The sequence below is a fragment of the Streptomyces zaehneri genome (assembly GCF_032248645.1).
Classification (GTDB): domain Bacteria; phylum Actinomycetota; class Actinomycetes; order Streptomycetales; family Streptomycetaceae; genus Streptomyces; species Streptomyces coriariae.
In genome coordinates this window covers 184,434-203,498 of record NZ_JASTTJ010000012.1, presented here as the reverse complement: position 1 = coordinate 203,498, position 19,065 = coordinate 184,434, and the positions used below count along the sequence as shown (strand labels likewise).

The following is a 19,065-nucleotide window of genomic DNA, read 5'->3' as shown; positions in this document are numbered from 1 at the left end:
TCTCCATATCTCCATGCCTCTGGTCTGCGGTCTCCGGCCTCTGGTCTCCGGCCTCTGGTCTGCGGTCTCCGGTCTCCGGTCTCCGGTCTCCGTCCTGACCCTCACACCCCAGCTGCCCCCAGCAGCGATCCGACGAGGTATGTCACCCCCATCGCCAGCGCCCCGCCGCCCACGTTGCGCAGGACCGCGCGGCCCGGTGCCGCCGCTCCCAGGCGGGCGCTGCTCCAGCCGGTGCCGGCCAGGGCCGCCAGGACCGAGGCGACCGTCACCGGAAGGCGCCAGTCCGCCGGGGGCAGCACGATGGCGAGCAGCGGGAGCAGGGCGCCGACCGTGAAGGCGAGAAAGCTGGCCCAGGCCGCGTGCCAGGGGTTGGTGAGGTCGTCGGGGTCGATGCCGAGCTCCACGCGCGCGTGGGCCCTCAGGGCGTCCCGTTCCGTGAGCTGGACGGCGGCCTCCCGGGCCACGTCCCGGGACAGCCCGCGTTCCTCCAGCAGCCCGGTCAGCTCGGCCAGCTCGGCCTCCGGCTGCTCGCGCAGTTCCCGCCGCTCCAGCGCGAGGGCGGCCTTCTCGGAGTCCCGTTGGGTCGACACGGAGACGTACTCCCCCGCCGCCATGGACATCGACCCGGCGAGCAGACCGGCGAGGCCCGCCGTCAGCAGGGCCGAGCGGTCGTCCGTCGCGCCGGCCACGCCGACGACGAGGCCTGCGGTGGAGACGATGCCGTCGTTGGCGCCGAGGACCGCGGCCCGCAGCCAGTTCAGCCGGGATCCGAGCGAGCCTGCGTGGGCCTCGGCGTGGGTGGGTTCCGTCACAGCACGGAGGATGGCACCCCGGGAGGCTCGTGCCCCGTACCGACGCTCGCCGCCGCGGGAGCGGGCCCGGGACCGGGCGCGACGGGCCGGGTGGACGGGAGCGTGAACCGTCGCCCGGCAGGCCGGAGTCGGCCGGGCATCGGCCGGCGGCCGCAGGCACGCGCGCGTGCGCCCCGCGAACTCCCGTACGGCCCTGAGGGCTTCGCACGGCCCCTCTTCGGGGCGGGTGCCGCAAGCTGTCAGTGGGGGCCCGTATCCTCAATGACCATGCTCGAAGACCACACGACGACAGCGTCCTCCCCCACGGAGTGGCCGACCGCGTATCCCCAGGGATACGCGGTCGTTGACGTGGAGACCACCGGCCTCGCCAGGGACGACCGGATCATCTCCGCCGCCGTCTACCGGCTGGACGCGCGCGGCGAGGTGGAGGACCACTGGTACACGCTGGTCAACCCGGAGCGCGACCCGGGCCCGGTGTGGATCCACGGTCTGACGAGCGATGTGCTCGAGGGTGCGCCCCTCTTCCAGGAGGTGGCCGCCGAGTTCGCCGCCCGGCTCGACGGGCGGGTGCTCGTCGCGCACAACGCGGTCTTCGACTGGCAGATGATCGCGCGGGAGTACGCGCGCGCGGAGCGCGAGGCGCCGGTGCGGCAGCGGCTGTGCACCATCGCGCTCTCCAAGGAACTCGGCCTTCCGCTGCCCAACCACAAGCTGGAGTCCCTCGCGGCCCACTTCGGCGTGGTCCAGCAGCGGGCCCACCACGCGCTGGACGACGCGCGTGTGCTCGCGGAGGCGTTCCGGCCGAGTCTGCGGGCCGCGGCGGCGGGCGGGGTCAGGCTGCCGCTGCTCGAGTGCCGGCCGCTGACCGAGTGGTCCGACCGGCCCGCGCCTCTGATCGGCCGCCAGGCGAGCGGTTCGGGCGGCGGCTACGGCAGCTACCGGCCCGGCAGTTGGCGACCGTCCCGCAAAAGGCCCGCATGCCCCCATCCCAACCCCGGTCGTTACGAAGACGGCAAAAGGCTCAAGCAGGGCATGCGGGTCGCCTTCTCGGGCGACACGTCGGTCGAGCGGGAGCTGCTGGAGGACCGCGCCGCCGAGGCGGGGCTGCACGTCGCCACGAGCCTGTCCCGGCTGACCAGCCTGCTGGTCACCAACGACCCCGACTCGGGCACCTCGAAGGTGGTGAAGGCACGCCAGTTCGGGACACCCGTCGTCGACGAGGCCGCCTTCGGGCAACTCCTGCGGGATGTGGAGCCCGCCGACGAGTGACCCGTGCTCAGGGGTGACCGTGCTCATGGGTGACCCGCACGCAGGGGTGACCCGTACGTACGGGTGATTGCCACGCGACTCGCCCGCCGACCGCTCGCCCGCGCGCGGGTGACGGCTCACCCTGTGGCGCATGGCGAGATGCGAAGTTTGCGGCAATGACTACGGAATGACCTTCGAAGTGCACGCGCAGGGCGCGATCCATGTCTTCGACTGCTTCTCCTGTGCGATCCACCGCATGGCCCCCATCTGCGAGCACTGCCGAGTACAGATCATCGGCCAGGGCGTCGAGGTGGAGGGTCACTGGTACTGCGGCGCGCACTGCGCCCGCGCGGAGGGCAGGGCGGGCATCGTCGACAAGGTGTGAGCCGGCCCCGCGGCTCCCGGGTACCGACGTCCGACGACACTGCCTTGCGGTACCCGGCCGAATGCGCCCCACGACCGAGTTGTACGGTCGTGGGGTGTACCGCTTCCTGTTGTCCCGGCAGTGGGTGATCCTCACGCTGGTCTCCCTCCTCCTCATCCCCACGATGATCAGGCTGGGCTTCTGGCAGATGCATCGCTACGACGAGCGCACCGCCCGCAACCAGCTGGTCTCCGACGCGCTGACCGCCGACGCGGTGCCCGTGGAGAAGCTGACCACCCCGGGGCACGCCGTCACCCGCGACGAGCGGTACCGAAGTGTCACCGCCACCGGCTCCTTCGACACCGAGCGCGAGGTCGTCGTCAGGCGCCGGGTCAACGCCGACGAGACGGTCGGCTTCCACGTCCTCACCCCCTTCGTCCTGACGGACGGCAAGGTGCTGCTGGTCGACCGGGGCTGGATCCCCGCGGACGCCCCGAGTCAGACCTCGTTCCCCGAGGTCCCCGCGCCGCCCGCCGGCCGGATCACCGTCACCGGGCGGCTGATGCCCGACGAGACGACCGCCGCGAGCGGCATCAAGGACCTCAAGGGCCTGCCGGACCGGCAGGTCATGCTGATCAACAGCGAGCAGGAGGCCCGGCGGCTCGGCGCAAAGGTGCTCGGCGGCTACATCGCGCAGACCGCGCCCGAGCCGAAGGGCGACAGCCCGGAGCTGGTCGGCCGGCCAGGCAGCGAGGACGCGGCCCTGAACTACGCGTACGCCATCCAGTGGTGGCTGTTCTCCGTGGGCGTCCCCGTCGGCTGGGTGATCCTGGTCCGCCGCGAGACCCGCGACCGGGCCCAGGCCGCCGTACGAGAGGCGGAGCAGGCCGAGCCGGCGACGGTCTGACGGACGCGAACGCGGGCCCGGGCCGCGGACACAGACCCGGCGGGCGCGGGCGCTTCCGACGGCCTCGCCGTCACTCGCCCGGCCGCAGCCCTGATTGCCCCCGGGGCCCGCCGGGAACCCGGAACTGCGTGCACCCCCGCATCGAGGACTACGCGCTCATCGGCGACGAACAGACCGCCGCCCTGGTCGGCCTGGACGGTTCCGTCGACTGGCTCTGTCTGCCCCGCTTCGACTCCGGAGCCTGCTTCGCGCGTCTCCTCGGCGAGGAGGAGAACGGCCACTGGCGCATCGCGCCCCAGGGGGTGCGGGGTCCCTGCACGCGGCGTGCCTACCGGCCCGACACCCTCGTCCTCGATACCGAGTGGGAGACCGACGAGGGCGCGATCCGGGTCACCGACCTGATGCCCCAGCGCGACAAGGCCCCCGACGTCGTACGCATCGTCGAGGGGCTGCGCGGCAGGGTCACCGTCCGCAGCGAGCTGCGGCTGCGCTTCGACTACGGCTGGATCATCCCGTGGATGCGCAGGGCCGACGGCCACCGGGTGGCGATCGGCGGTCCGGACGCGGTCTGGTTCCGCAGCGAGCCGGAGGTGCGCACCTGGGGCGAGGACTTCACCACGTACGCGGAGTTCACCGTCGCCGAGGGCGAGTCGGTCGCCTTCGTGCTGACCTGGCACCCCTCGCACGAGTCGCGCCCGCCGCTCGTCGACCCGTGGGAGGCGCTGCGGGTCAGCGTCGACGACTGGCAGGCGTGGGCCGCCCGCTGCCGCTACGACGGGCCTCACCGGGACGCCGTCGTCCGCTCCCTGATCACCCTCAAGGCCCTCACCTACGTCCCCACCGGCGGCATCGTCGCCGCGCTCACCACCTCCCTGCCCGAGGAGATGGGCGGGGTCCGCAACTGGGACTACCGCTACTGCTGGCTGCGCGACTCCACCCTCACCCTCGGCGCCCTCCTGGCGGCCGGCTACCAGGACGAGGCCGAGGCCTGGCGCAACTGGCTGCTGCGCGCCGTCGCGGGCGACCCGGCGGACCTCCAGATCATGTACGGGCTGGCGGGCGAGCGGCGGCTGCCCGAGTTCGAGCTGCCCTGGCTGTCCGGCTACGGGGACTCCAGGCCGGTGCGCATCGGCAACGGCGCCGTGGGCCAGCTGCAACTGGACGTCTACGGCGAGGTCATGGACTCGCTGTCGCTGGCCCGGACCTCGGGCATGCCGCCGCGGCCGCACATATGGTCGTTGCAGTGCGCGCTGATGAAGTGGCTCTGCGAGAACTGGCGGCAGCCGGACGAGGGCCTGTGGGAGGTGCGCGGTGGCCGGCGCCAGTTCGTGCACTCCAAGGTGATGGTGTGGGTCGCCGCCGACCGGGCCGTCCGCGCGCTGGAGGAGCACCCCGATCTGAGCGGTGACCTGGCGGGCTGGCGGGCGCTGCGCGACGAGGTGCACCGCGAGGTGTGCGAGCGGGGCTACGACCCGGAGCGGGGCACGTTCACCCAGTACTACGGCTCGCGCGACCTGGACGCCTCCCTGCTGCTCATCCCGCGCGTCGGCTTCCTGCCGCCGGACGACCCGCGGGTGGTCGGGACCGTCGACGCGGTCCGTGCGGAGCTGGGGCACGGCGGTCTGCTGCGCCGCTACAGCACGGACGGCGCGACCGTCGACGGCCTGCCGGGCGACGAGGGCACCTTCCTGGCCTGCTCGTTCTGGCTCGCGGACGCGCTGCACATGACGGGCCGCACGGACGAGGCGCGCGAGCTGTTCGAACGGCTGGTGGGCCTGGCCAACGACGTGGGGCTGCTGGCCGAGGAGTACGACCCGACGGCCGGCCGGCATCTCGGCAACTTCCCCCAGGCGTTCAGCCACATCGGCCTGGTGAACACCGCCCTCGCCCTGTTCGGCGCCGAGAAGGCAGGATAGGGCCATGGATCTTGGACTGAAGGACCGGGTGTACGTGGTCACCGGGGCGACACGCGGCCTCGGCAACGCCGCCGCGCGCGAGCTCGTCGCGGACGGCGCGAAGGTGGTGCTCACCGGGCGGGACGAGAAGCGCGTCGCCGACGCCGCGGCCGAGCTGGGGCCGAACGCCGTCGGACTCGCCGTGGCCAACGCCGAGCCCGAGGCCGCGGCGCGGCTGATCGCTGCGGCGCGTGATGCCTTCGGCGGCTTCGACGGGGTGCTGGTGAGCGTGGGCGGTCCGCCGCCCGGGTTCGTCGCGGACAACACGGACGAGCAGTGGCAGGCCGCGTTCGAGTCGGTGTTCCTCGGGGCGGTCCGGCTGGCGCGGGCGGCCGCCGCCGAGCTGGAGGCGGGCGGGGTCATCGGGTTCGTCCTGTCGGGGTCGGTGCACGAGCCGATTCCCGGGCTGACCATCTCCAACGGCCTGCGGCCGGGACTGGCCGGGTTCGCCAAGTCGCTCTCCGACGAGTTGGGGCCCCGGGGGATCCGGGTCGTGGGACTGCTGCCGGCCCGTATCGACACCGACCGGGTGCGGGAGCTGGACGGGATGTCGGCCGACCCCGAGGCCACCCGGGCCGCGAACGAGTCCCGGATTCCGCTGCGGCGGTACGGGACCCCGGCGGAGTTCGGCCGGACGGCCGCGTTCCTGCTGTCGCCGGCGGCCTCCTATCTGACGGGCCTCATGGTGCCGGTCGACGGGGGGATGCGGCACGGGTTCTGACCGGTCCCGCGCCGGGCGCGGGACCGGTCACGCTCACGCGGCAACGCCGCGGACCGTCGCCCTCCCCGCACTCCCGGGCAGCTCAACCGACCCTTTCGGCCTTGTGTCCGACGCCCTTCATCCGCACCTCCGCGGGCAGTGCCGCGAGCGCCGCCGAGTCCCGCGCATGGGTCAGGGCCCGCGCCGTCAGGTGGTCCAGCGCCGTCGCCGGGTCCACGTGGGGCTCCAGCACCAGGCGGACCCGTGCCTCGGGCGCCTCCCTCCTGCCCTTCAGCGCCACATGGGCGTGGGCGACGCCGTCCAGCCGCTGAGCCTCGGCGGCGAGTACGCCCTCCAGGGCGCGGCCGCGCAGCAGCGCTCCCGCGCCGTCGCCCGTGTCGACGAGCAGTTCGCCCAGCCGGCGGCGGCGCAGGACCGCCGTCAGCCACCACAGGGTCAGCAGGACGAGGAGCGCGAGGACGGCGATCACCGTCGGCCACCACCAGGCCTCGGCGCGCCAGCGGGTGCGTTCCGCGGTGGTGAGAAGGACGTCGTGCGGGCCCTCGTGGAGCCACCAGGAGGGCGCAAAGGCGCCCAGGCCGACGGCCAGCACCGCCCCGCCGACGGCGAGCAGTACCACGCCGACGACAGCGATGAGCACGCGGTTGACGGTACCGAGCATCGTCCTCACCCCTTCTTCCCGGGTCGCCGCACATGGACCGACAGGGAGAGCGGCCGGACCAGGCCCAGGCCACGGATCGCGTCGGTGAGGACGGCGTCCAGGTCGGCGTGCACGTCGTCCAGGTCGCGGAAGTGGGACAGCGCGCGGACGTCGGCCCTGCGACGGCCCGCGCGCACCCGTACCGACTGCACGCCGGCGACCTCCATGGCCCGGTCGCGCAGCACCAGGGCGGCCGCGTCCCGGTGGAGGCCCGCCCGTACGTCCGGGTGGGTGCGGCGCATCGGCAGGACCTCCCTGAGCCCCGGGGTCACCGCCAGGACGATCAGCCACAGACCGAAGGCCGCCGCGGCCCCGGCGCCGAGCAGCACCCAGATGTCGTCGAGGGGGCGCTCGGCGAGCTGCCGGGCGAGTCCGGTCCGCCAGGCCATGGCGGACCGGTGGGCGCGTACGGCGACCACGTCGTAGAGAAAAGCGGCCGCGACGACCAGCAGCAGCGCCGCGACGACTGCCGCCGGGACGCGGCGCGCCGACCAGAAGCGGTGGCCGGCGGGGCCCGCCGCGCCGGGGCGTTCTTCTTGCGTGGGTTTCTCCAGAACAGGCAGTGTGCCGCCCTGCAAGCCTCCGGGCTCGCTCATCGCGCCCTCCCGTACGCCACGCCCGGGGCCGCTGTCAGGTGCAGCCGTTCCACCTGGACGGCGACCTCCGGAACCTCCATTCCCACCAACGCGCCTACCCGCTCGGTGACATGCCGACGCACACGGTGACAGCGTCCGCCGATATCGGTCGGGTAGTCGAGTTCGAGATGGACCCGGACATGCGCGGTCTCGTGGCGGACGGCGACGGTGGCGTGCGGTCCCGCGGCGTCGGACGGCAGGGGGCCGACCGCCTCGCGGGCGGCCTGGGCGGCGATCTTCGCCACGACGCGGTCGGCGATGCGGGTCGCGCCACGTGCGCCCGGGGGAACGACGGACGGGCGTCCTGCGACGGCGGCGCCCTCCTCGTCCACGGAGGTCACCGGCGCCGGTCGTCGCGGGTACGGAAGAGGTCGCCGAGTTCCAGGTCCCCCTCCAGGAACCGGCCGACGACGAACCCGACGGCGCCCAGTGCCGCCACCAGGAGGAAGGCCCCGAACCCGCCGAAGTATCCGGCGAAGCCCAGCGCCATGCCGGCGATCATGCCGACTACGGCCATGCTCAAGGTGTTCTCCCCTCGGCGGTCCGGTCACCCGGCCGTCGTCTGCGTGTCACTGGATCCGGGGCTCCGGCTCCTCGTCCTCTTCGTCGGGCAGCTTGACGTCGCTCACCGCGATGTTGACCTCGACGACCTCCAGTCCGGTCATCCGCTCCACGGCCGCGATCACGTTCTCCCGCACGGCCTGCGCCACGTCGGCGATGGCCACGCCGTAGTCGACGACGATCTCCAGGTCGAGCGCGGTCTGCACCTCGCCGACCTCGGCCTTCACTCCTCGGCTCACCGACTTCGAGCCGCCGGGCACCCGGTCCCGTACGGCGCCGAAGGTGCGGCTGAGTCCGCTGCCCATCGCGTGGACGCCCAGGACGTCCCGTGCCGCGAGGCCCGCGATCTTCTCGACGACGCCGTCGGCGATGGTGGTCCGCCCCCGGGTCGCCGGGTCACCGCCGCCGCGCTTGGTCGTCCTGCGGGTCCCCAGCGGCTCGGCGCCGCCGTCGGAAACCTGCGTCCGGTGCTGCTCCGCTGCTGCCTCGGTCATCGCCGTACGTCCTTACGTCCGGTTCGTTGCTCGTCTCTTCCACCACGGTAAGCGCGGTTGCCCGACCGCGCGCCAGGGATGCGGCAGGCTGGAGCAATGACGGCGGACGGATGGACGAGCGCGGTACGGCATCAGCTGAGCCTCGGCAGGCTGCTCCCGCTGGGCGGGCCGCGGGACGGCGCATGGATCACGGAGGCGGCCGCCGAGGCGGTGCTGCGGCGGGCTGTGCGGGGTGTGGAGGGCGTGCGGATGGACGCGCTGCGGATCGCGGTGGCCGACCCGACGGGGGTGTACGAGCCCGCCGTGCCGCCTCCGCCGAGCGCCCTGCCGCCCGGGCCGCTGCGGGTGACGGCGGACATCGCCGCGTCCTCGTCCGGGCCCCTGCCGACGACGGCGTCCCACCTGCGCACGGCACTGGCGGCGGCCGCGACGGACCGGCTCGGCCTGGTGGTGTCGGAGGTGGACCTGCGGGTGACGGCCCTGCTGGACGAGGACCCGGAACCGGAGGCGGTACGGCCCGGTCCCGAGCCGCGGCACGTCGGGACCGCACAGCACGGCGACGAGGCACGCGCGACCGTCGCCGCGCTGTCGGTCCCCGGCGTGACCCGCCTGACCGACGTCGTCGGCAGGGCGGTGCACATCGAGGAACGACAGCACACGACCACCCTGCCGAACCGCCACGCACGCGTGCAGATCGCGGTGAGTGCGCACCACCGCGCCCTGGACGTGGCCAGGAGGGTGCGTGCGGGGGTGTCGGAAGCGCTACGGGATCACCCGACGGTGGCCGTTCTGGTCACGGCGGTGGAGTGACCCGGGCTCGCGAGGAGGCGGCTCACTCGCCCACGCCGGCCAGGTCCCGCAGACGGCGGCCCTGGGCGGCGCGCTCGGCGGCGCGCTGCTCGTCGTAGGTGCGGTCGCCTGCGCCGCGCAGCAGCGCCTTGGTCTCGATGACGGCCTCGCGGGGCGCGGCCAGGATCGCCGCGGCCAGCTCACGCGTCGCGGTGTCGAGGTCCTGCGCGGGCACGGCGATGTTGGCCAGCCCGGAGCTCACCGCCTCCTCGGCGTGCACGAACCGGCCGGTCAGGCAGATCTCGGCCGCACGGCCGTAGCCGACCAGGGAGACGAGAGGATGCGTGCCGGTCAGGTCCGGCACGAGGCCGAGGCCGGTCTCCCGCATGGCGAACTGCACGTCGTCGGCGACGACCCGCAGGTCACAGGCCAGAGCCAGCTGGAAGCCCGCACCGATGGCGTGGCCCTGGACGGCGGCGATGGACACGAGGTCGTTGCGCCGCCACCAGGTGAAGCCCTCCTGGAACCCGGCGATGGCGGCGTCGAGTTCGGCGTCACCACTGCGCGCGAGGTCGATGAAGGACGGCTCGCCCTCGATCCCCTCGGGCGTGAACATCTGCCGGTCGAGCCCCGCGGAGAAGGACTTGCCCTCGCCGCGCAGCACGACCACGCGGACGGAGCCCGGCACCAGCCGCCCGGCTTCTGCGAGCGCCCGCCACATGGCGGGGCTCTGCGCATTGCGCTTGGCCGGGTTGGCCAGCGTCACCGTGGCGAGCGCGTCGTCGACGGTGAGCCGTACGCCGTCCTTGTCGAGCAGAACGAGTTCCTGGTCGGGCGTGGCCATGAGGAGCCTCCGATGAGTGCGGTCAGCTAGCGGTCAGCTAAGTGACTGCACAGTAACCACCCGGCCGGTCGGACAACCGACCGGGTGGCCACCATCGAAAGCGGTGGGCCGCCCGGGTCAGGACGAGGCAGCCTTCTTGCCCCGGGTCGCCCCGCCACGCCCACGCAGCGTGACGCCCGACTCGCTGAGCATCCGGTGGACAAAGCCATACGAGCGACCGGTTTCCTCGGCCAGCGCCCGGATGCTCGCACCGGAGTCGTACTTCTTCTTCAGGTCTGCCGCGAGCTTGTCGCGCGCGGCGCCGGTCACCCGGCTGCCCTTCTTCAGAGTCTCGGCCACCCGTGCCTCCTCATGGGAAGTGCGCTCTGGTCATCCTCATGATCACCCCTCCGGCGCGCGATGGCCACCCATTCGGCAAGGTCCGTGCAACAGGGTTTTGACGACAGGAGCGCGTCCCCACAAGTGGAATCTGTGATTCCACCCGGTGGTGTTCGTGGGGCCGAACGGGTTGTCGCGCGAAGTGGCAGGTCAGAGACGCGCAACGGCCGATCCCTTGTCGACAAAGGGATCGGCCGCGAAATCGATGTAGGACACACCTCGATACGAGGAGATCTCACACAGATGATGGATCACCGGTAGGCCGAATGATCCAGACGAATGATCCAACATCGTGGATCACTTCCTGGATCACGTCCTGCGGCACGCTGTCGACCACGCGCTGGAGCACGACGTGGATCACGCTGTGGATCAGGCGTGGAGCCCGTGTTCGGTCAGGCGAGCGCGACCAGATCCGCGTAGTCGGCACCCCACAGGTCCTCGACACCGTCGGGCAGCAGGATGATCCGCTCGGGCTGGAGCGCCTCCACGGCGCCCTCGTCGTGGGTGACGAGGACGACCGCGCCCTTGTAGGTGCGCAGCGCGCCGAGGATCTCCTCGCGGCTGGCCGGGTCGAGGTTGTTGGTGGGCTCGTCGAGCAGCAGCACGTTGGCCGAGGAGACCACGAGGGTGGCGAGGGCCAACCGGGTCTTCTCGCCGCCGGAGAGCACGCCGGCGGGCTTGTCGACGTCGTCGCCGGAGAACAGGAACGAGCCGAGCGTCTTGCGGACCTCGACCAGATCCAGGTCGGGGGCGGCGGAGCGCATGTTCTCCAGGACCGTACGCTCCGGGTCGAGCGTCTCGTGCTCCTGGGCGTAGTAGCCGAGCTTGAGGCCGTGGCCCGCGACGACCTCGCCGGTGTCGGGCTGCTCCGCCCCGCCGAGCAGACGCAGCAGGGTCGTCTTGCCGGCTCCGTTCAGACCGAGGATGACGACCCGGGAGCCCTTGTCGATGGCCAGGTCGACGTCGGTGAAGATCTCCAGCGAGCCGTAGGACTTCGACAGGCCCTCGGCCATCAGAGGCGTCTTGCCGCAGGGCGCGGGCTCGGGGAAGCGGAGCTTGGCGACCTTGTCGGACTGGCGGACCGCCTCCAGGCCCGAGAGCAGCTTGTCGGCGCGGCGGGCCATGTTCTGCGCGGCGACCGTCTTGGTGGCCTTGGCGCGCATCTTGTCGGCCTGCGAATGGAGCGCGGCGGCCTTCTTCTCGGCGTTCTGGCGCTCCCGCTTGCGGCGCTTCTCGTCGGACTCGCGCTGCTGCTGGTAGAGCCGCCAGCCCATGTTGTAGACGTCGATCTGGGAGCGGTTGGCGTCCAGGTAGAAGACCTTGTTGACGACCGTCTCGACCAGGTCGACGTCGTGGCTGATGACGATGAAGCCGCCGCGGTAGGTCTTGAGGTAGTCGCGCAGCCAGACGATCGAGTCGGCGTCGAGGTGGTTCGTCGGCTCGTCGAGGAGCAGGGTGTCCGCGTCCGAGAACAGGATGCGGGCCAGCTCGACCCGGCGCCGCTGGCCGCCGGAGAGCGTGTGCAGGGGCTGGCCGAGCACCCGGTCGGGCAGGTTGAGCGCGGCGGCGATGGTGGCGGCCTCGGCCTCGGCGGAGTATCCGCCCTTGGTGAGGAACTCCGTCTCCTGGCGCTCGTACTGGCGCATCGCCTTGTCGCGGGTGGCGCCCGAGCCGTTCGCGATCCGCTGTTCGTTCTCGCGCATCTTGCGGATCAGGATGTCCAGTCCGCGCGCGGAGAGGATGCGGTCGCGGGCCAGCACGTCGAGGTCGCCGGTGCGGGGGTCCTGCGGGAGGTAGCCGACCTCGCCGGATCGGGTGACCTGGCCGGCGGCCGGGATGCCCTCGCCGGCCAGGACCTTGGTCAGCGTGGTCTTGCCGGCGCCGTTGCGCCCGACCAGACCGATGCGGTCACCCTTGGCCACACGGAAGGAGGCGTTCTCGATGAGGATGCGGGCACCGGCGCGCAGCTCGATGCCGGAGGCGGAGATCACGGACAGACTCCAGAGCGGGGGTCGTTGGCAGGATGGACGGCCGAGGACGTTCCCGCCGTCTAATGCGCGAGGAGAATGGCCATGAGGGCCAGTCTAACGGGACCGTGCAAGCACTTTTTCTGGGTTCAGGTGTTCGATCTTTCCGCGCTCCCGACGGATCTTCCTCCCGGGGGCGTTGTCGGTGGTGGGTGCCAGACTGGGCGGCGGATGACGGATCCGGCATGCATCACAAGGGAGTGATCGGCATGGCAGGCACGAACAGCGGGCGCCCGAGCATCTATCCGACGGTGCTGTACACCGACGCGAAGGCGGCGATCCGGCAGCTCACGGAGGCGCTGGGGTTCGCGGAGCTGTCCGTCTACGAGGGCGAGGACGGCTCGGTCGTGCACGCCGAGCTGGTGCAGGGCAACGGCGCGGTGATGCTGGGCTCGAAGGGCCGCGGCGGGGTCTTCGACACGGCGATGAAGGACGCGGGTCCGACCGGGGTGTACGTCGTGGTGGACGACGTCGACGCACACCACCGGCGGGCCGTGGAGCACGGCACGGAGATCCTGATGCCCCCGACGGACCAGGACTACGGCTCCCGGGACTACATGGCGCGCGATCTCGAGGGCAACCTATGGAGCTTCGGCACCTACGCGCCCGAGATACAGGGCTGAGAGGCCCGCCGGAGCCCGCGCGGAACCCGCGCGGAGCTCGTTCGGATTCAGCTGCCCCCGGTGTGCACCTGGAAGGCGGCCCGGCGGACGGCCTTGGCCAGCGCCGGGTCGGGGTGCGCGGCGGCGAGCGCCACCAGCACCTGCACGGTGCGCGGATGTCCGACGGCGCGCACCTCGGTCAGCAGGGCGGGGACGGTCGGCTGGAGCGCGGACTCCAGGTGACGTACGAGCATCGGCGCCTCCCCGTGGTCGGCGACGGCCGCGGCGGTGTCGACCCACAGCCAGGTGGCCTCCTGCCGGGTGAGCACCTCGTGGGCGTCCTCCGGGTCGACGCCGTCGTGCTCGGCGAGCCACAGCAGCGCGTACGGCCGCAGAGCGGGTTCGTCGACGACCGCGCGGACATCGGGCTCGGCGGGGGCGCCCACGACGCGCAGCGCCTCGAAGGCGAGACCGCGCAGCAGGGCGTCGTCGCCGCGGGCGGCGAACAGCAGCTCGGCGACGGCGCTGCCGACGGTCCGGGCGGCGAGCCACGCGCGGTACTCGGAGCGGGCCGCGTTGGGGCGCAGCTGGGCGCAGCCGCGGAGCATGGCCTCGGCGGACTGCTCGATGTTGCCGGCGGGGCTCTGCGCGGCGACGCAGATCTGCTCCAGCTTGACCCAGACCGCCCAGCTGCCCAGCGGCGTGAGCGTGGCCTGCCCGGCGCCGTAGGTCAGGGCGCCCACGGCGGCGAGGGCGTGCAGGGCCCAGTCGAGGAGCGGGGCGAGTTCGGCGTCCTGGGCGGGCTCCGCCGGGTCGGCGTCGACGGAGAGGACCGGGGCGATGGGGGTCGCGGGTTCCGAGCCGGCGCCGTAGGGCACCTCGCAGCGCTCGGTGCGCAGTTCGGTGACCCGCTGGCGCAGCAGGTCGAGGAGCTGCTCCACGGGGACGGGCCCGGCGGAGAGCTGGAGGAAGGAGAGCACCTGGGGCATGGCCGAGACGACCTCGGCGACGGCGGCGGGCTCCTGGTCCCCGGGTTCCGGGGAGGCGAGCGACCAGGCGTCGAACAGGGCGACCCAGCCGCGCAGGACGGCGCTGTCGTCACGGTTCCAGGCGCGCAGCCGCCAGCCGGGGCGGGCGCTGTCGCCGTGCACCTCGACGAGACCGGCGAGCCGGGCGGTGTCCCAGTCGGCGCGGATCCGGTCCGTGGTCAGGCCCAGATCACTGGCGGCCCGTTCGGCGGTCGCGTCGGAGAGGGTGGCCTTGCCGTCGGTCGTGGCGGCGTCTCGGCCGGGGCCGAGGGCGTTGTCGGCCCAGCGGGCGACACGGGCCGCGGCGGCCAGTCCGGAGCGCGCCATTCTGGCCAGCTCCGCGGGGGCCGGGGTGCCCTCCGGCGGGCGGGGTGCGGGGCGGCGCGGGCGCCGCTCGTTCACAGCTGAGGGGGCGGCGGCCAGGGGTCGCGGGCGGACGAGTCGAAGCCTGGAGTCGCGCGGGATACGGGACGTCACGGGTGCAGTCTTCCGGTTGACGGTCCGAAAACCCAAACGGAATGTCACGGGCGGCTACGGGACTGGCCAAGGCACGGGGTTCCGTGACGGGCCGAGAGGCGCCTTCAGGCCAGTGGTACGGGCTTAAACGGAACCTGCGGCACCGGTCCGGCGCCCTGTCGGGGCGCGGCTGCGCGCGTCGCGTCGGCGGGTCACATGAGCGGGGTCAGGAAGCGGCGCAGGGCCTCCTCGTAGGCAGCGGGATCGGGGTTCCACATCGCGCCGTGCGGAGCGTGCGGGACGGTGTGCAGGGTGACCAGCTCGGGGCGGAGGCCGGCGAGCCGACGGGAGGCGCCCCAGGGGGCGACGGTGTCGTCGGGGCCGTGCAGGACGAGGGTCGGGACCCTCAGCCGGTCCGGATCGGCGGCCGCGTCACCGTGGCCGCCGGGCCCGGCGTGCAGACGGGTGCGGCCCTCGGCGGCGCGGACGGCGAGCGGCAGCAGCGCGCCCGGGGTGTGCCGGGCGGCGGCCAGGGCGCGCACCGTCGTCCGCCAGTCCAGGACCGGGGAGTCCAGCACCAGCCCGGAGACGAGATCGCGCAGCCCCGAGTCGGCGGCGGCCCGCAGGGCCATGGTCGCTCCGGTGGACCAGCCGAACAGGACGACGCGTTCGGCGCCGTACCGCACGGCGTACCGCATCGCCGCGTCCAGGTCGCGCCACTCGGTGTCGCCGAGGTGGTTCAGGCCGTCCGGGGAGCGGGGCGCGCCGAGGTCGCCGCGATGGGCGAGGGCGAGGACGGGGAAGCGGCGGCGGTGCAGGAAGCCCATGATGTTGAGGGCGTGTTCCCGGGTGGTGCCCAGGCCGTGCACGGCGATCACCCAGGTGCGGCGCGGGCCGGGCACGAACCAGGCGGGCAGGCTGCCCAGCTCGCCGGGGATGTCGATGTCGGCGTGGTCGAGGCCGAGGGCTCTGCCGGGGTTGCCGACATACAGGTTGGGGGTGAGCCAGACCGCGTCGCCGGCGTTCAGGGTGCCGTGGGTGACCCGCTCCAGGCGCCGTACGACGGTGTCGGCGGAGTGCGGGGCGGTCGGCAGGACGGGGCCCACGACGGCGTGGGAGCCGTTGCCGGAGAGGCCGTAGGTGCCGGGGCGCAGTGCGGCCAGGTCACGGGTGAGGGTGATCTGGCCGGCGGCCGTGCCGTGCACGGTGAGCCGGGGTTCGGTGGGCAGGGGCCGGCCGGGCGGCGCCTTCAGTGCCGCGTCGCTGGCCAGCCGGCCGGCGGCGACACTGACGGCGGCGGCGGCCAGGACTGCGGTGACGGCGGCGGCCGTCGCGTTGACAGTGCGCACCCGTCCAGTGTCCTGGCCCGCCTTCCTCCCGGCCAGTGGTGGAGCCCGTCGGGGGACGGGTGTTCACTCCGGCTGCCCGTACCCGCGCAGTCGCTCGCCCGCCTCCGCGACCTGCGCCTCCGTCAGGAGCGTGGGGTTCAGGCCGGGCACGGACGAGGCCGTCAGCCACAGGCGGCACATCCACTCCAGTTGGGCCGTACGGTCGTACGCCTGGTCGAGGGTGGTGCCGTGGGTGAGGGTGCCGTGGTTCTGAAGGAGGCAGCCGCTCCGGTCGGCGAGGGCGCGGAGCATGTTCTCGGCCAACTCCTCGGTGCCGTAGGTCGCGTAGGGGGCGACCCGGACGGATCCGCCGAGCGCGCCCGCCATGTAGTGGACGCGGGGAAGCTCGGTGACGAGGGTCGAGACGGCGGTCGCGTGCACGGCGTGGGTGTGGACGACCGCTACGGCGTCCGTGGTGCGGTAGACGGCGAGGTGCATGGGCAGCTCGCTCGTCGGGCGCAGGGTGCCGAGCACCTGCCGGCCGGCCAGGTCGACGCCCGTGACGTCGTCCGGGGTGAGCCGCTCGTACGGTACGCCCGACGGGGTGACCAGCACGGTGTCGCCGACGCGTACGGATACGTTGCCGGAGGTGCCGACGACCAGCCCGTCGGTCACGGTGCGGCGGGCCGCCGTCACGAGGGCCTCCCAGGCTCTCGCCTCCTCGAGGACCGCATGCCTCCCCCGGCGCTCCGCCACGTTCTGTACGCCGTCCCGGCCACCCCGGGCGTCCCCCTGCTCGCGTCGCTGCTCAGCCATGCGGCGATCCTGCCAGGAGGCGCCGGGGAACGCCGGGGGACGCCGCCGGGCTGTTCCGCGGCGCGTGCCGCCTCGCTCTGCCGGACAAGGGCTCGGGCGGGGAGCGGGCCGGGTGGTTCGTACACAATGGCGGCGGCCTGAGCGCCGACGGCCGGACCCCGCCGTCCGCGCTCGACGCCCGGCGCCACCCTGCGGCAGGGGCGCCGGTGCCACGTCCCGACCGGGGCCCGGACGGTCCCGTGGATCACGCCCTGTGGGTCGCCCGTCACGGGGCGTCCGACGCCGGGACACCGCCGACCGGACAGCAGACAGGGGCCTCCCCACGGCACTTCTGACAGTACGCCGACAGCGGCGGCCGCCGGGTGACCGAAATCTCTTCTGCGGCTCCGCGAGCCGGTTGCGCGGGCTCGCCGAAGACGGGCGACCGTACGGCGCTTGACCCCGGCCCCGGCGGTGCGACGGAGGACCGCCGCACCCCCCTTGCACATACACCCGGATGCCCTTCCCAGTTCATCTTCCGTTCACCCGGATTGCTTACGGTCAACGCGCCAATGACTTCGAACGATTGCCTGGGTAAATGGAAAACTTCTCGCTGATCCTCGCGATTGTGGTCGTCACCGCACTCGCGTTCGATTTCACGAACGGTTTCCACGACACCGCCAACGCGATGGCCACCACCATCTCGACCGGTGCCCTCAAGCCCAAGGTTGCGGTGGCCATGTCCGCCGCGCTCAACCTTGTGGGAGCTTTCCTCTCGGTGGAGGTCGCCAACACGATCTCCAAGGGTCTCGTCGACGAGACCGGCATCCGTCCCGAGGTCATCTTCGCCGCCCTGGTCGGCGCGATCCTCTGGAACCTCCTGACCTGGCTGGTGGGCCTGCCCTCCAGTTCCTCGCACGCCCTGATGGGCGGTCTGATCGGCGCCACCATCGCCTCGGCCGGCATGGGCGCGGTGCACGGTGACGCCCTGGTCACCAAGGTGCTGATCCCGGCGATCGCGGCACCGATCGTCGCGGGCGTCGCGGCGATGCTCGCGACCCGCCTCTCCTACACCCTGGGCAAGAAGGCCGACGGCAAGGCGGCGGCCAAGGGCTACCGCGCGGGCCAGATCGCCTCGGCCGGCCTGGTCTCCCTCGCGCACGGCACCAACGACGCGCAGAAGACGATGGGCATCATCACCCTGGCCCTGGTGGCCGGCGGTGCCGTGGCCCCCGACTCCGACCCGCCCACCTGGGTCATCCTCTCCGCCGGCCTGGCCATCGCGCTCGGCACCTACCTCGGCGGCTGGCGCATCATCCGCACCATGGGCAAGGGGCTGACCGACCTCCAGCCGCAGCAGGGCTTCGCCGCCCAGACCAGCGCGGCCACGGTCATCCTGGCCTCCTCGCACCTCGGCTTCTCCCTCTCCACCACCCACTCGGTCTCCGGTGCGGTGATGGGCGCGGGGCTGGGCCGCAAGGGCGGTGTGGTCCGCTGGTCGACGGCGACCCGGATGTTCGTCGCGTGGGGCCTGACGCTCCCGGCCGCGGCCCTGGTGGGCGCGCTCGCCGAGTCCGTCACCGGCCTGGGCGACTGGGGCACGGCCCTCGTCGCGGTCTTCCTGATCGCCTCCAGCGCGGCCATCTGGAAGATCTCCCGGCGCGAGGTCGTCGACGCCTCGAACGTCAACGAGCACGACGAGCCGGCGGGCGTCGTCACGACGGCGATCGCCGCCGTCACCCCGCCGCCCCCGGGCACCCTGGCCGAGGACCTCGCGGACCTGACGGCCACGATCCCCGGCCCGGCGGCAGAGCCCGCGACCCCCGCCGCTCCCCCGGCCGCGGCCGTCTGAGCCCGCGCACCCGGCACGAAGGAAGAGAAGCAGCATGAAGATCGACTGGGCAGCCCTGGGCTCTGTCTTCGGCGTCAGCCTCGTGGTCACCGTGGGCCTCGTCGCCCTGTTCACCCTCGGCGTCATGGGCCTGTCGCGGCAGGAACGCGCGTCGGCGCAGGGCGGCTCGGCCACCCTCGCGGTGACCGGCGCGTACGCGTGCTTCGCGGCCTGCGCGGCGGCGGTGGCGTACGGGATCTCACTGATCGTCGCCTGACGCGCCATCCGGACACCCTCGAGGTGCGGGACGGATCACCGTCCCGCACCTCTTGTCGTTCGCGGCCCCGCCGACGCGCCCTGTGTGGGGTTCTGCACACTCGAGCCGCGCAGGTCAAAGGCAAGTTGACGGCTCTTGCGGGCCGTGGTGGACTGCCCGAGCCATGTACGGCAGCAGAAGAGGAAGCCGGTGTGAATCCGGCGCGGTCCCGCCACTGTGACCGGGGTAGAAACCCCCGGGAGCCAGGAACTCTCGCCGCCGGTCTCGTCGAACCAGGGCGTGGACACCCTGAGTGAGGACATATCGCCATGCT

General features: G+C 73.0%; 21 protein-coding genes and 1 riboswitch. Of the genes, 9 read left to right on the top strand and 12 right to left on the bottom strand.

The window, feature by feature from the left end; all coding sequences use genetic code 11:
• Window positions 1–101: 101 nt before the first annotated feature.
• On the bottom strand, window positions 102–812 hold the full coding sequence (locus QQM72_RS21525; RefSeq protein ID WP_314222491.1) for a VIT1/CCC1 transporter family protein: 711 nt from the start codon (window positions 810–812) through the stop codon (window positions 102–104).
• 267 nt (window positions 813–1,079) lie between these two features.
• Here QQM72_RS21525 and QQM72_RS21520 point away from each other — a divergent pair, with 267 nt between their 5' ends.
• From QQM72_RS21520 to QQM72_RS21500, 5 genes are all read left to right on the top strand, one after another.
• The gene (locus tag QQM72_RS21520) at window positions 1,080–2,081 is read left to right on the top strand and encodes a DEDDh family exonuclease (protein ID WP_314222490.1); all 1,002 of its coding nucleotides are present in this window, start codon (window positions 1,080–1,082) and stop codon (window positions 2,079–2,081) included.
• Window positions 2,082–2,211: 130 nt separating this feature from the next.
• Window positions 2,212–2,445, top strand: coding sequence for a hypothetical protein (locus tag QQM72_RS21515; protein WP_078615750.1), 234 nt, complete (start codon window positions 2,212–2,214; stop codon window positions 2,443–2,445).
• Window positions 2,446–2,539: 94 nt separating this feature from the next.
• Window positions 2,540–3,331, top strand: coding sequence for an SURF1 family cytochrome oxidase biogenesis protein (locus QQM72_RS21510; protein ID WP_314222489.1), 792 nt, complete (start codon window positions 2,540–2,542; stop codon window positions 3,329–3,331).
• A 128-nt stretch (window positions 3,332–3,459) separates the two neighbouring features.
• Complete coding sequence (locus QQM72_RS21505) at window positions 3,460–5,247, top strand: glycoside hydrolase family 15 protein (RefSeq protein WP_314222488.1); 1,788 nt, start codon at window positions 3,460–3,462, stop codon at window positions 5,245–5,247.
• 4 nt (window positions 5,248–5,251) lie between these two features.
• On the top strand, window positions 5,252–6,007 hold the full coding sequence (locus tag QQM72_RS21500) for an SDR family oxidoreductase (RefSeq protein ID WP_314222487.1): 756 nt from the start codon (window positions 5,252–5,254) through the stop codon (window positions 6,005–6,007).
• An 82-nt stretch (window positions 6,008–6,089) separates the two neighbouring features.
• On the opposite strand, the gene amaP is transcribed toward QQM72_RS21500, so the two are convergent.
• Genes amaP through QQM72_RS21475 form a run of 5 tightly spaced genes read right to left on the bottom strand, consistent with a single transcriptional unit; the run spans window position 6,090 to window position 8,397 of the window.
• Window positions 6,090–6,668 carry an alkaline shock response membrane anchor protein AmaP gene (gene amaP, locus QQM72_RS21495; RefSeq protein WP_399078074.1) on the bottom strand — a complete coding sequence of 193 codons (579 nt, stop codon included), beginning with the start codon at window positions 6,666–6,668 and terminating at the stop codon, window positions 6,090–6,092.
• A gap of 5 nt (window positions 6,669–6,673) precedes the next feature.
• Window positions 6,674–7,303: a DUF6286 domain-containing protein gene (locus QQM72_RS21490; protein WP_314222485.1), complete on the bottom strand. Its 630-nt coding sequence runs from the start codon at window positions 7,301–7,303 to the stop codon at window positions 6,674–6,676.
• A complete protein-coding gene (locus tag QQM72_RS21485; RefSeq protein ID WP_314222484.1) occupies window positions 7,300–7,683 on the bottom strand; it encodes an Asp23/Gls24 family envelope stress response protein in 384 nt (127 codons plus the stop codon). Before QQM72_RS21485 ends, QQM72_RS21490 begins: the two co-directional genes overlap by 4 nt.
• On the bottom strand, window positions 7,680–7,865 hold the full coding sequence (locus QQM72_RS21480) for a hypothetical protein (protein WP_028806947.1): 186 nt from the start codon (window positions 7,863–7,865) through the stop codon (window positions 7,680–7,682). Before QQM72_RS21480 ends, QQM72_RS21485 begins: the two co-directional genes overlap by 4 nt.
• A 46-nt stretch (window positions 7,866–7,911) precedes the next feature.
• The gene (locus tag QQM72_RS21475; protein ID WP_314222483.1) at window positions 7,912–8,397 is read right to left on the bottom strand and encodes an Asp23/Gls24 family envelope stress response protein; all 486 of its coding nucleotides are present in this window, start codon (window positions 8,395–8,397) and stop codon (window positions 7,912–7,914) included.
• Between the two features lie 96 nt (window positions 8,398–8,493).
• Between QQM72_RS21475 and QQM72_RS21470 the strand changes: the two genes are divergently transcribed.
• Window positions 8,494–9,207 (top strand): nucleopolyhedrovirus P10 family protein, encoded by a 714-nt coding sequence (locus QQM72_RS21470; protein WP_314222482.1) that lies wholly within the window; start codon window positions 8,494–8,496, stop codon window positions 9,205–9,207.
• A 22-nt stretch (window positions 9,208–9,229) separates the two neighbouring features.
• Here the strand turns inward: QQM72_RS21470 and QQM72_RS21465 are convergent, their stop codons facing one another.
• The 3 genes from QQM72_RS21465 to QQM72_RS21455 all read right to left on the bottom strand — a co-directional run bounded on the left by QQM72_RS21465 (window position 9,230) and on the right by QQM72_RS21455 (window position 12,399).
• Entirely contained in the window at window positions 9,230–10,030 is an 801-nt protein-coding gene (locus QQM72_RS21465) for an enoyl-CoA hydratase/isomerase family protein (protein WP_314222481.1), read from the bottom strand.
• 117 nt (window positions 10,031–10,147) lie between these two features.
• On the bottom strand, window positions 10,148–10,369 hold the full coding sequence (locus tag QQM72_RS21460) for a helix-turn-helix domain-containing protein (protein ID WP_004002281.1): 222 nt from the start codon (window positions 10,367–10,369) through the stop codon (window positions 10,148–10,150).
• A gap of 431 nt (window positions 10,370–10,800) precedes the next feature.
• Window positions 10,801–12,399 carry an ABC-F family ATP-binding cassette domain-containing protein gene (locus QQM72_RS21455; RefSeq protein WP_171396457.1) on the bottom strand — a complete coding sequence of 533 codons (1,599 nt, stop codon included), beginning with the start codon at window positions 12,397–12,399 and terminating at the stop codon, window positions 10,801–10,803.
• A 245-nt stretch (window positions 12,400–12,644) separates the two neighbouring features.
• Between QQM72_RS21455 and QQM72_RS21450 the strand changes: the two genes are divergently transcribed.
• Window positions 12,645–13,058, top strand: a complete 414-nt coding sequence (locus tag QQM72_RS21450; protein ID WP_314222480.1) for a VOC family protein — start codon at window positions 12,645–12,647, stop codon at window positions 13,056–13,058.
• A gap of 47 nt (window positions 13,059–13,105) precedes the next feature.
• Here QQM72_RS21450 and QQM72_RS21445 read toward each other — a convergent pair whose 3' ends face one another.
• From QQM72_RS21445 to QQM72_RS21435, 3 genes are all read right to left on the bottom strand, one after another.
• On the bottom strand, window positions 13,106–14,542 hold the full coding sequence (locus tag QQM72_RS21445; protein ID WP_314222479.1) for a hypothetical protein: 1,437 nt from the start codon (window positions 14,540–14,542) through the stop codon (window positions 13,106–13,108).
• A 191-nt stretch (window positions 14,543–14,733) separates the two neighbouring features.
• The gene (locus QQM72_RS21440; RefSeq protein WP_314222478.1) at window positions 14,734–15,870 is read right to left on the bottom strand and encodes an alpha/beta hydrolase; all 1,137 of its coding nucleotides are present in this window, start codon (window positions 15,868–15,870) and stop codon (window positions 14,734–14,736) included.
• A gap of 63 nt (window positions 15,871–15,933) precedes the next feature.
• Complete coding sequence (locus QQM72_RS21435) at window positions 15,934–16,665, bottom strand: class II aldolase/adducin family protein (RefSeq protein ID WP_314222477.1); 732 nt, start codon at window positions 16,663–16,665, stop codon at window positions 15,934–15,936.
• Between the two features lie 577 nt (window positions 16,666–17,242).
• Here QQM72_RS21435 and QQM72_RS21430 point away from each other — a divergent pair.
• Both QQM72_RS21430 and QQM72_RS21425 read left to right on the top strand, forming a co-directional pair.
• Window positions 17,243–18,496: an inorganic phosphate transporter gene (locus tag QQM72_RS21430; protein WP_314222476.1), complete on the top strand. Its 1,254-nt coding sequence runs from the start codon at window positions 17,243–17,245 to the stop codon at window positions 18,494–18,496.
• Window positions 18,497–18,530: 34 nt separating this feature from the next.
• Window positions 18,531–18,752: a hypothetical protein gene (locus QQM72_RS21425; RefSeq protein ID WP_020130440.1), complete on the top strand. Its 222-nt coding sequence runs from the start codon at window positions 18,531–18,533 to the stop codon at window positions 18,750–18,752.
• Between the two features lie 131 nt (window positions 18,753–18,883).
• Window positions 18,884–19,023, top strand: a riboswitch (cobalamin riboswitch).
• The last annotated feature ends 42 nt before the right edge of the window (window positions 19,024–19,065 follow it).

What these genes read in the sequence shown, in the direction of transcription:
- QQM72_RS21490 (WP_314222485.1), bottom strand. Translation starts at nt 7,303, where the DNA reads ATGAGCGAGCCCGGAGGCTTGCAGGGCGGCACACTGCCTGTTCTGGAG.
- amaP (WP_399078074.1), bottom strand. Translation starts at nt 6,668, where the DNA reads ATGCTCGGTACCGTCAACCGCGTGCTCATCGCTGTCGTCGGCGTGGTA.
- QQM72_RS21430 (WP_314222476.1), top strand. Translation starts at nt 17,243, where the DNA reads ATGGAAAACTTCTCGCTGATCCTCGCGATTGTGGTCGTCACCGCACTC.
- QQM72_RS21475 (WP_314222483.1), bottom strand. Translation starts at nt 8,397, where the DNA reads ATGACCGAGGCAGCAGCGGAGCAGCACCGGACGCAGGTTTCCGACGGC.
- QQM72_RS21450 (WP_314222480.1), top strand. Translation starts at nt 12,645, where the DNA reads ATGGCAGGCACGAACAGCGGGCGCCCGAGCATCTATCCGACGGTGCTG.
- QQM72_RS21425 (WP_020130440.1), top strand. Translation starts at nt 18,531, where the DNA reads ATGAAGATCGACTGGGCAGCCCTGGGCTCTGTCTTCGGCGTCAGCCTC.
- QQM72_RS21520 (WP_314222490.1), top strand. Translation starts at nt 1,080, where the DNA reads ATGCTCGAAGACCACACGACGACAGCGTCCTCCCCCACGGAGTGGCCG.
- QQM72_RS21470 (WP_314222482.1), top strand. Translation starts at nt 8,494, where the DNA reads ATGACGGCGGACGGATGGACGAGCGCGGTACGGCATCAGCTGAGCCTC.
- QQM72_RS21435 (WP_314222477.1), bottom strand. Translation starts at nt 16,665, where the DNA reads ATGGCTGAGCAGCGACGCGAGCAGGGGGACGCCCGGGGTGGCCGGGAC.
- QQM72_RS21465 (WP_314222481.1), bottom strand. Translation starts at nt 10,030, where the DNA reads ATGGCCACGCCCGACCAGGAACTCGTTCTGCTCGACAAGGACGGCGTA.
- QQM72_RS21515 (WP_078615750.1), top strand. Translation starts at nt 2,212, where the DNA reads ATGGCGAGATGCGAAGTTTGCGGCAATGACTACGGAATGACCTTCGAA.
- QQM72_RS21500 (WP_314222487.1), top strand. Translation starts at nt 5,252, where the DNA reads ATGGATCTTGGACTGAAGGACCGGGTGTACGTGGTCACCGGGGCGACA.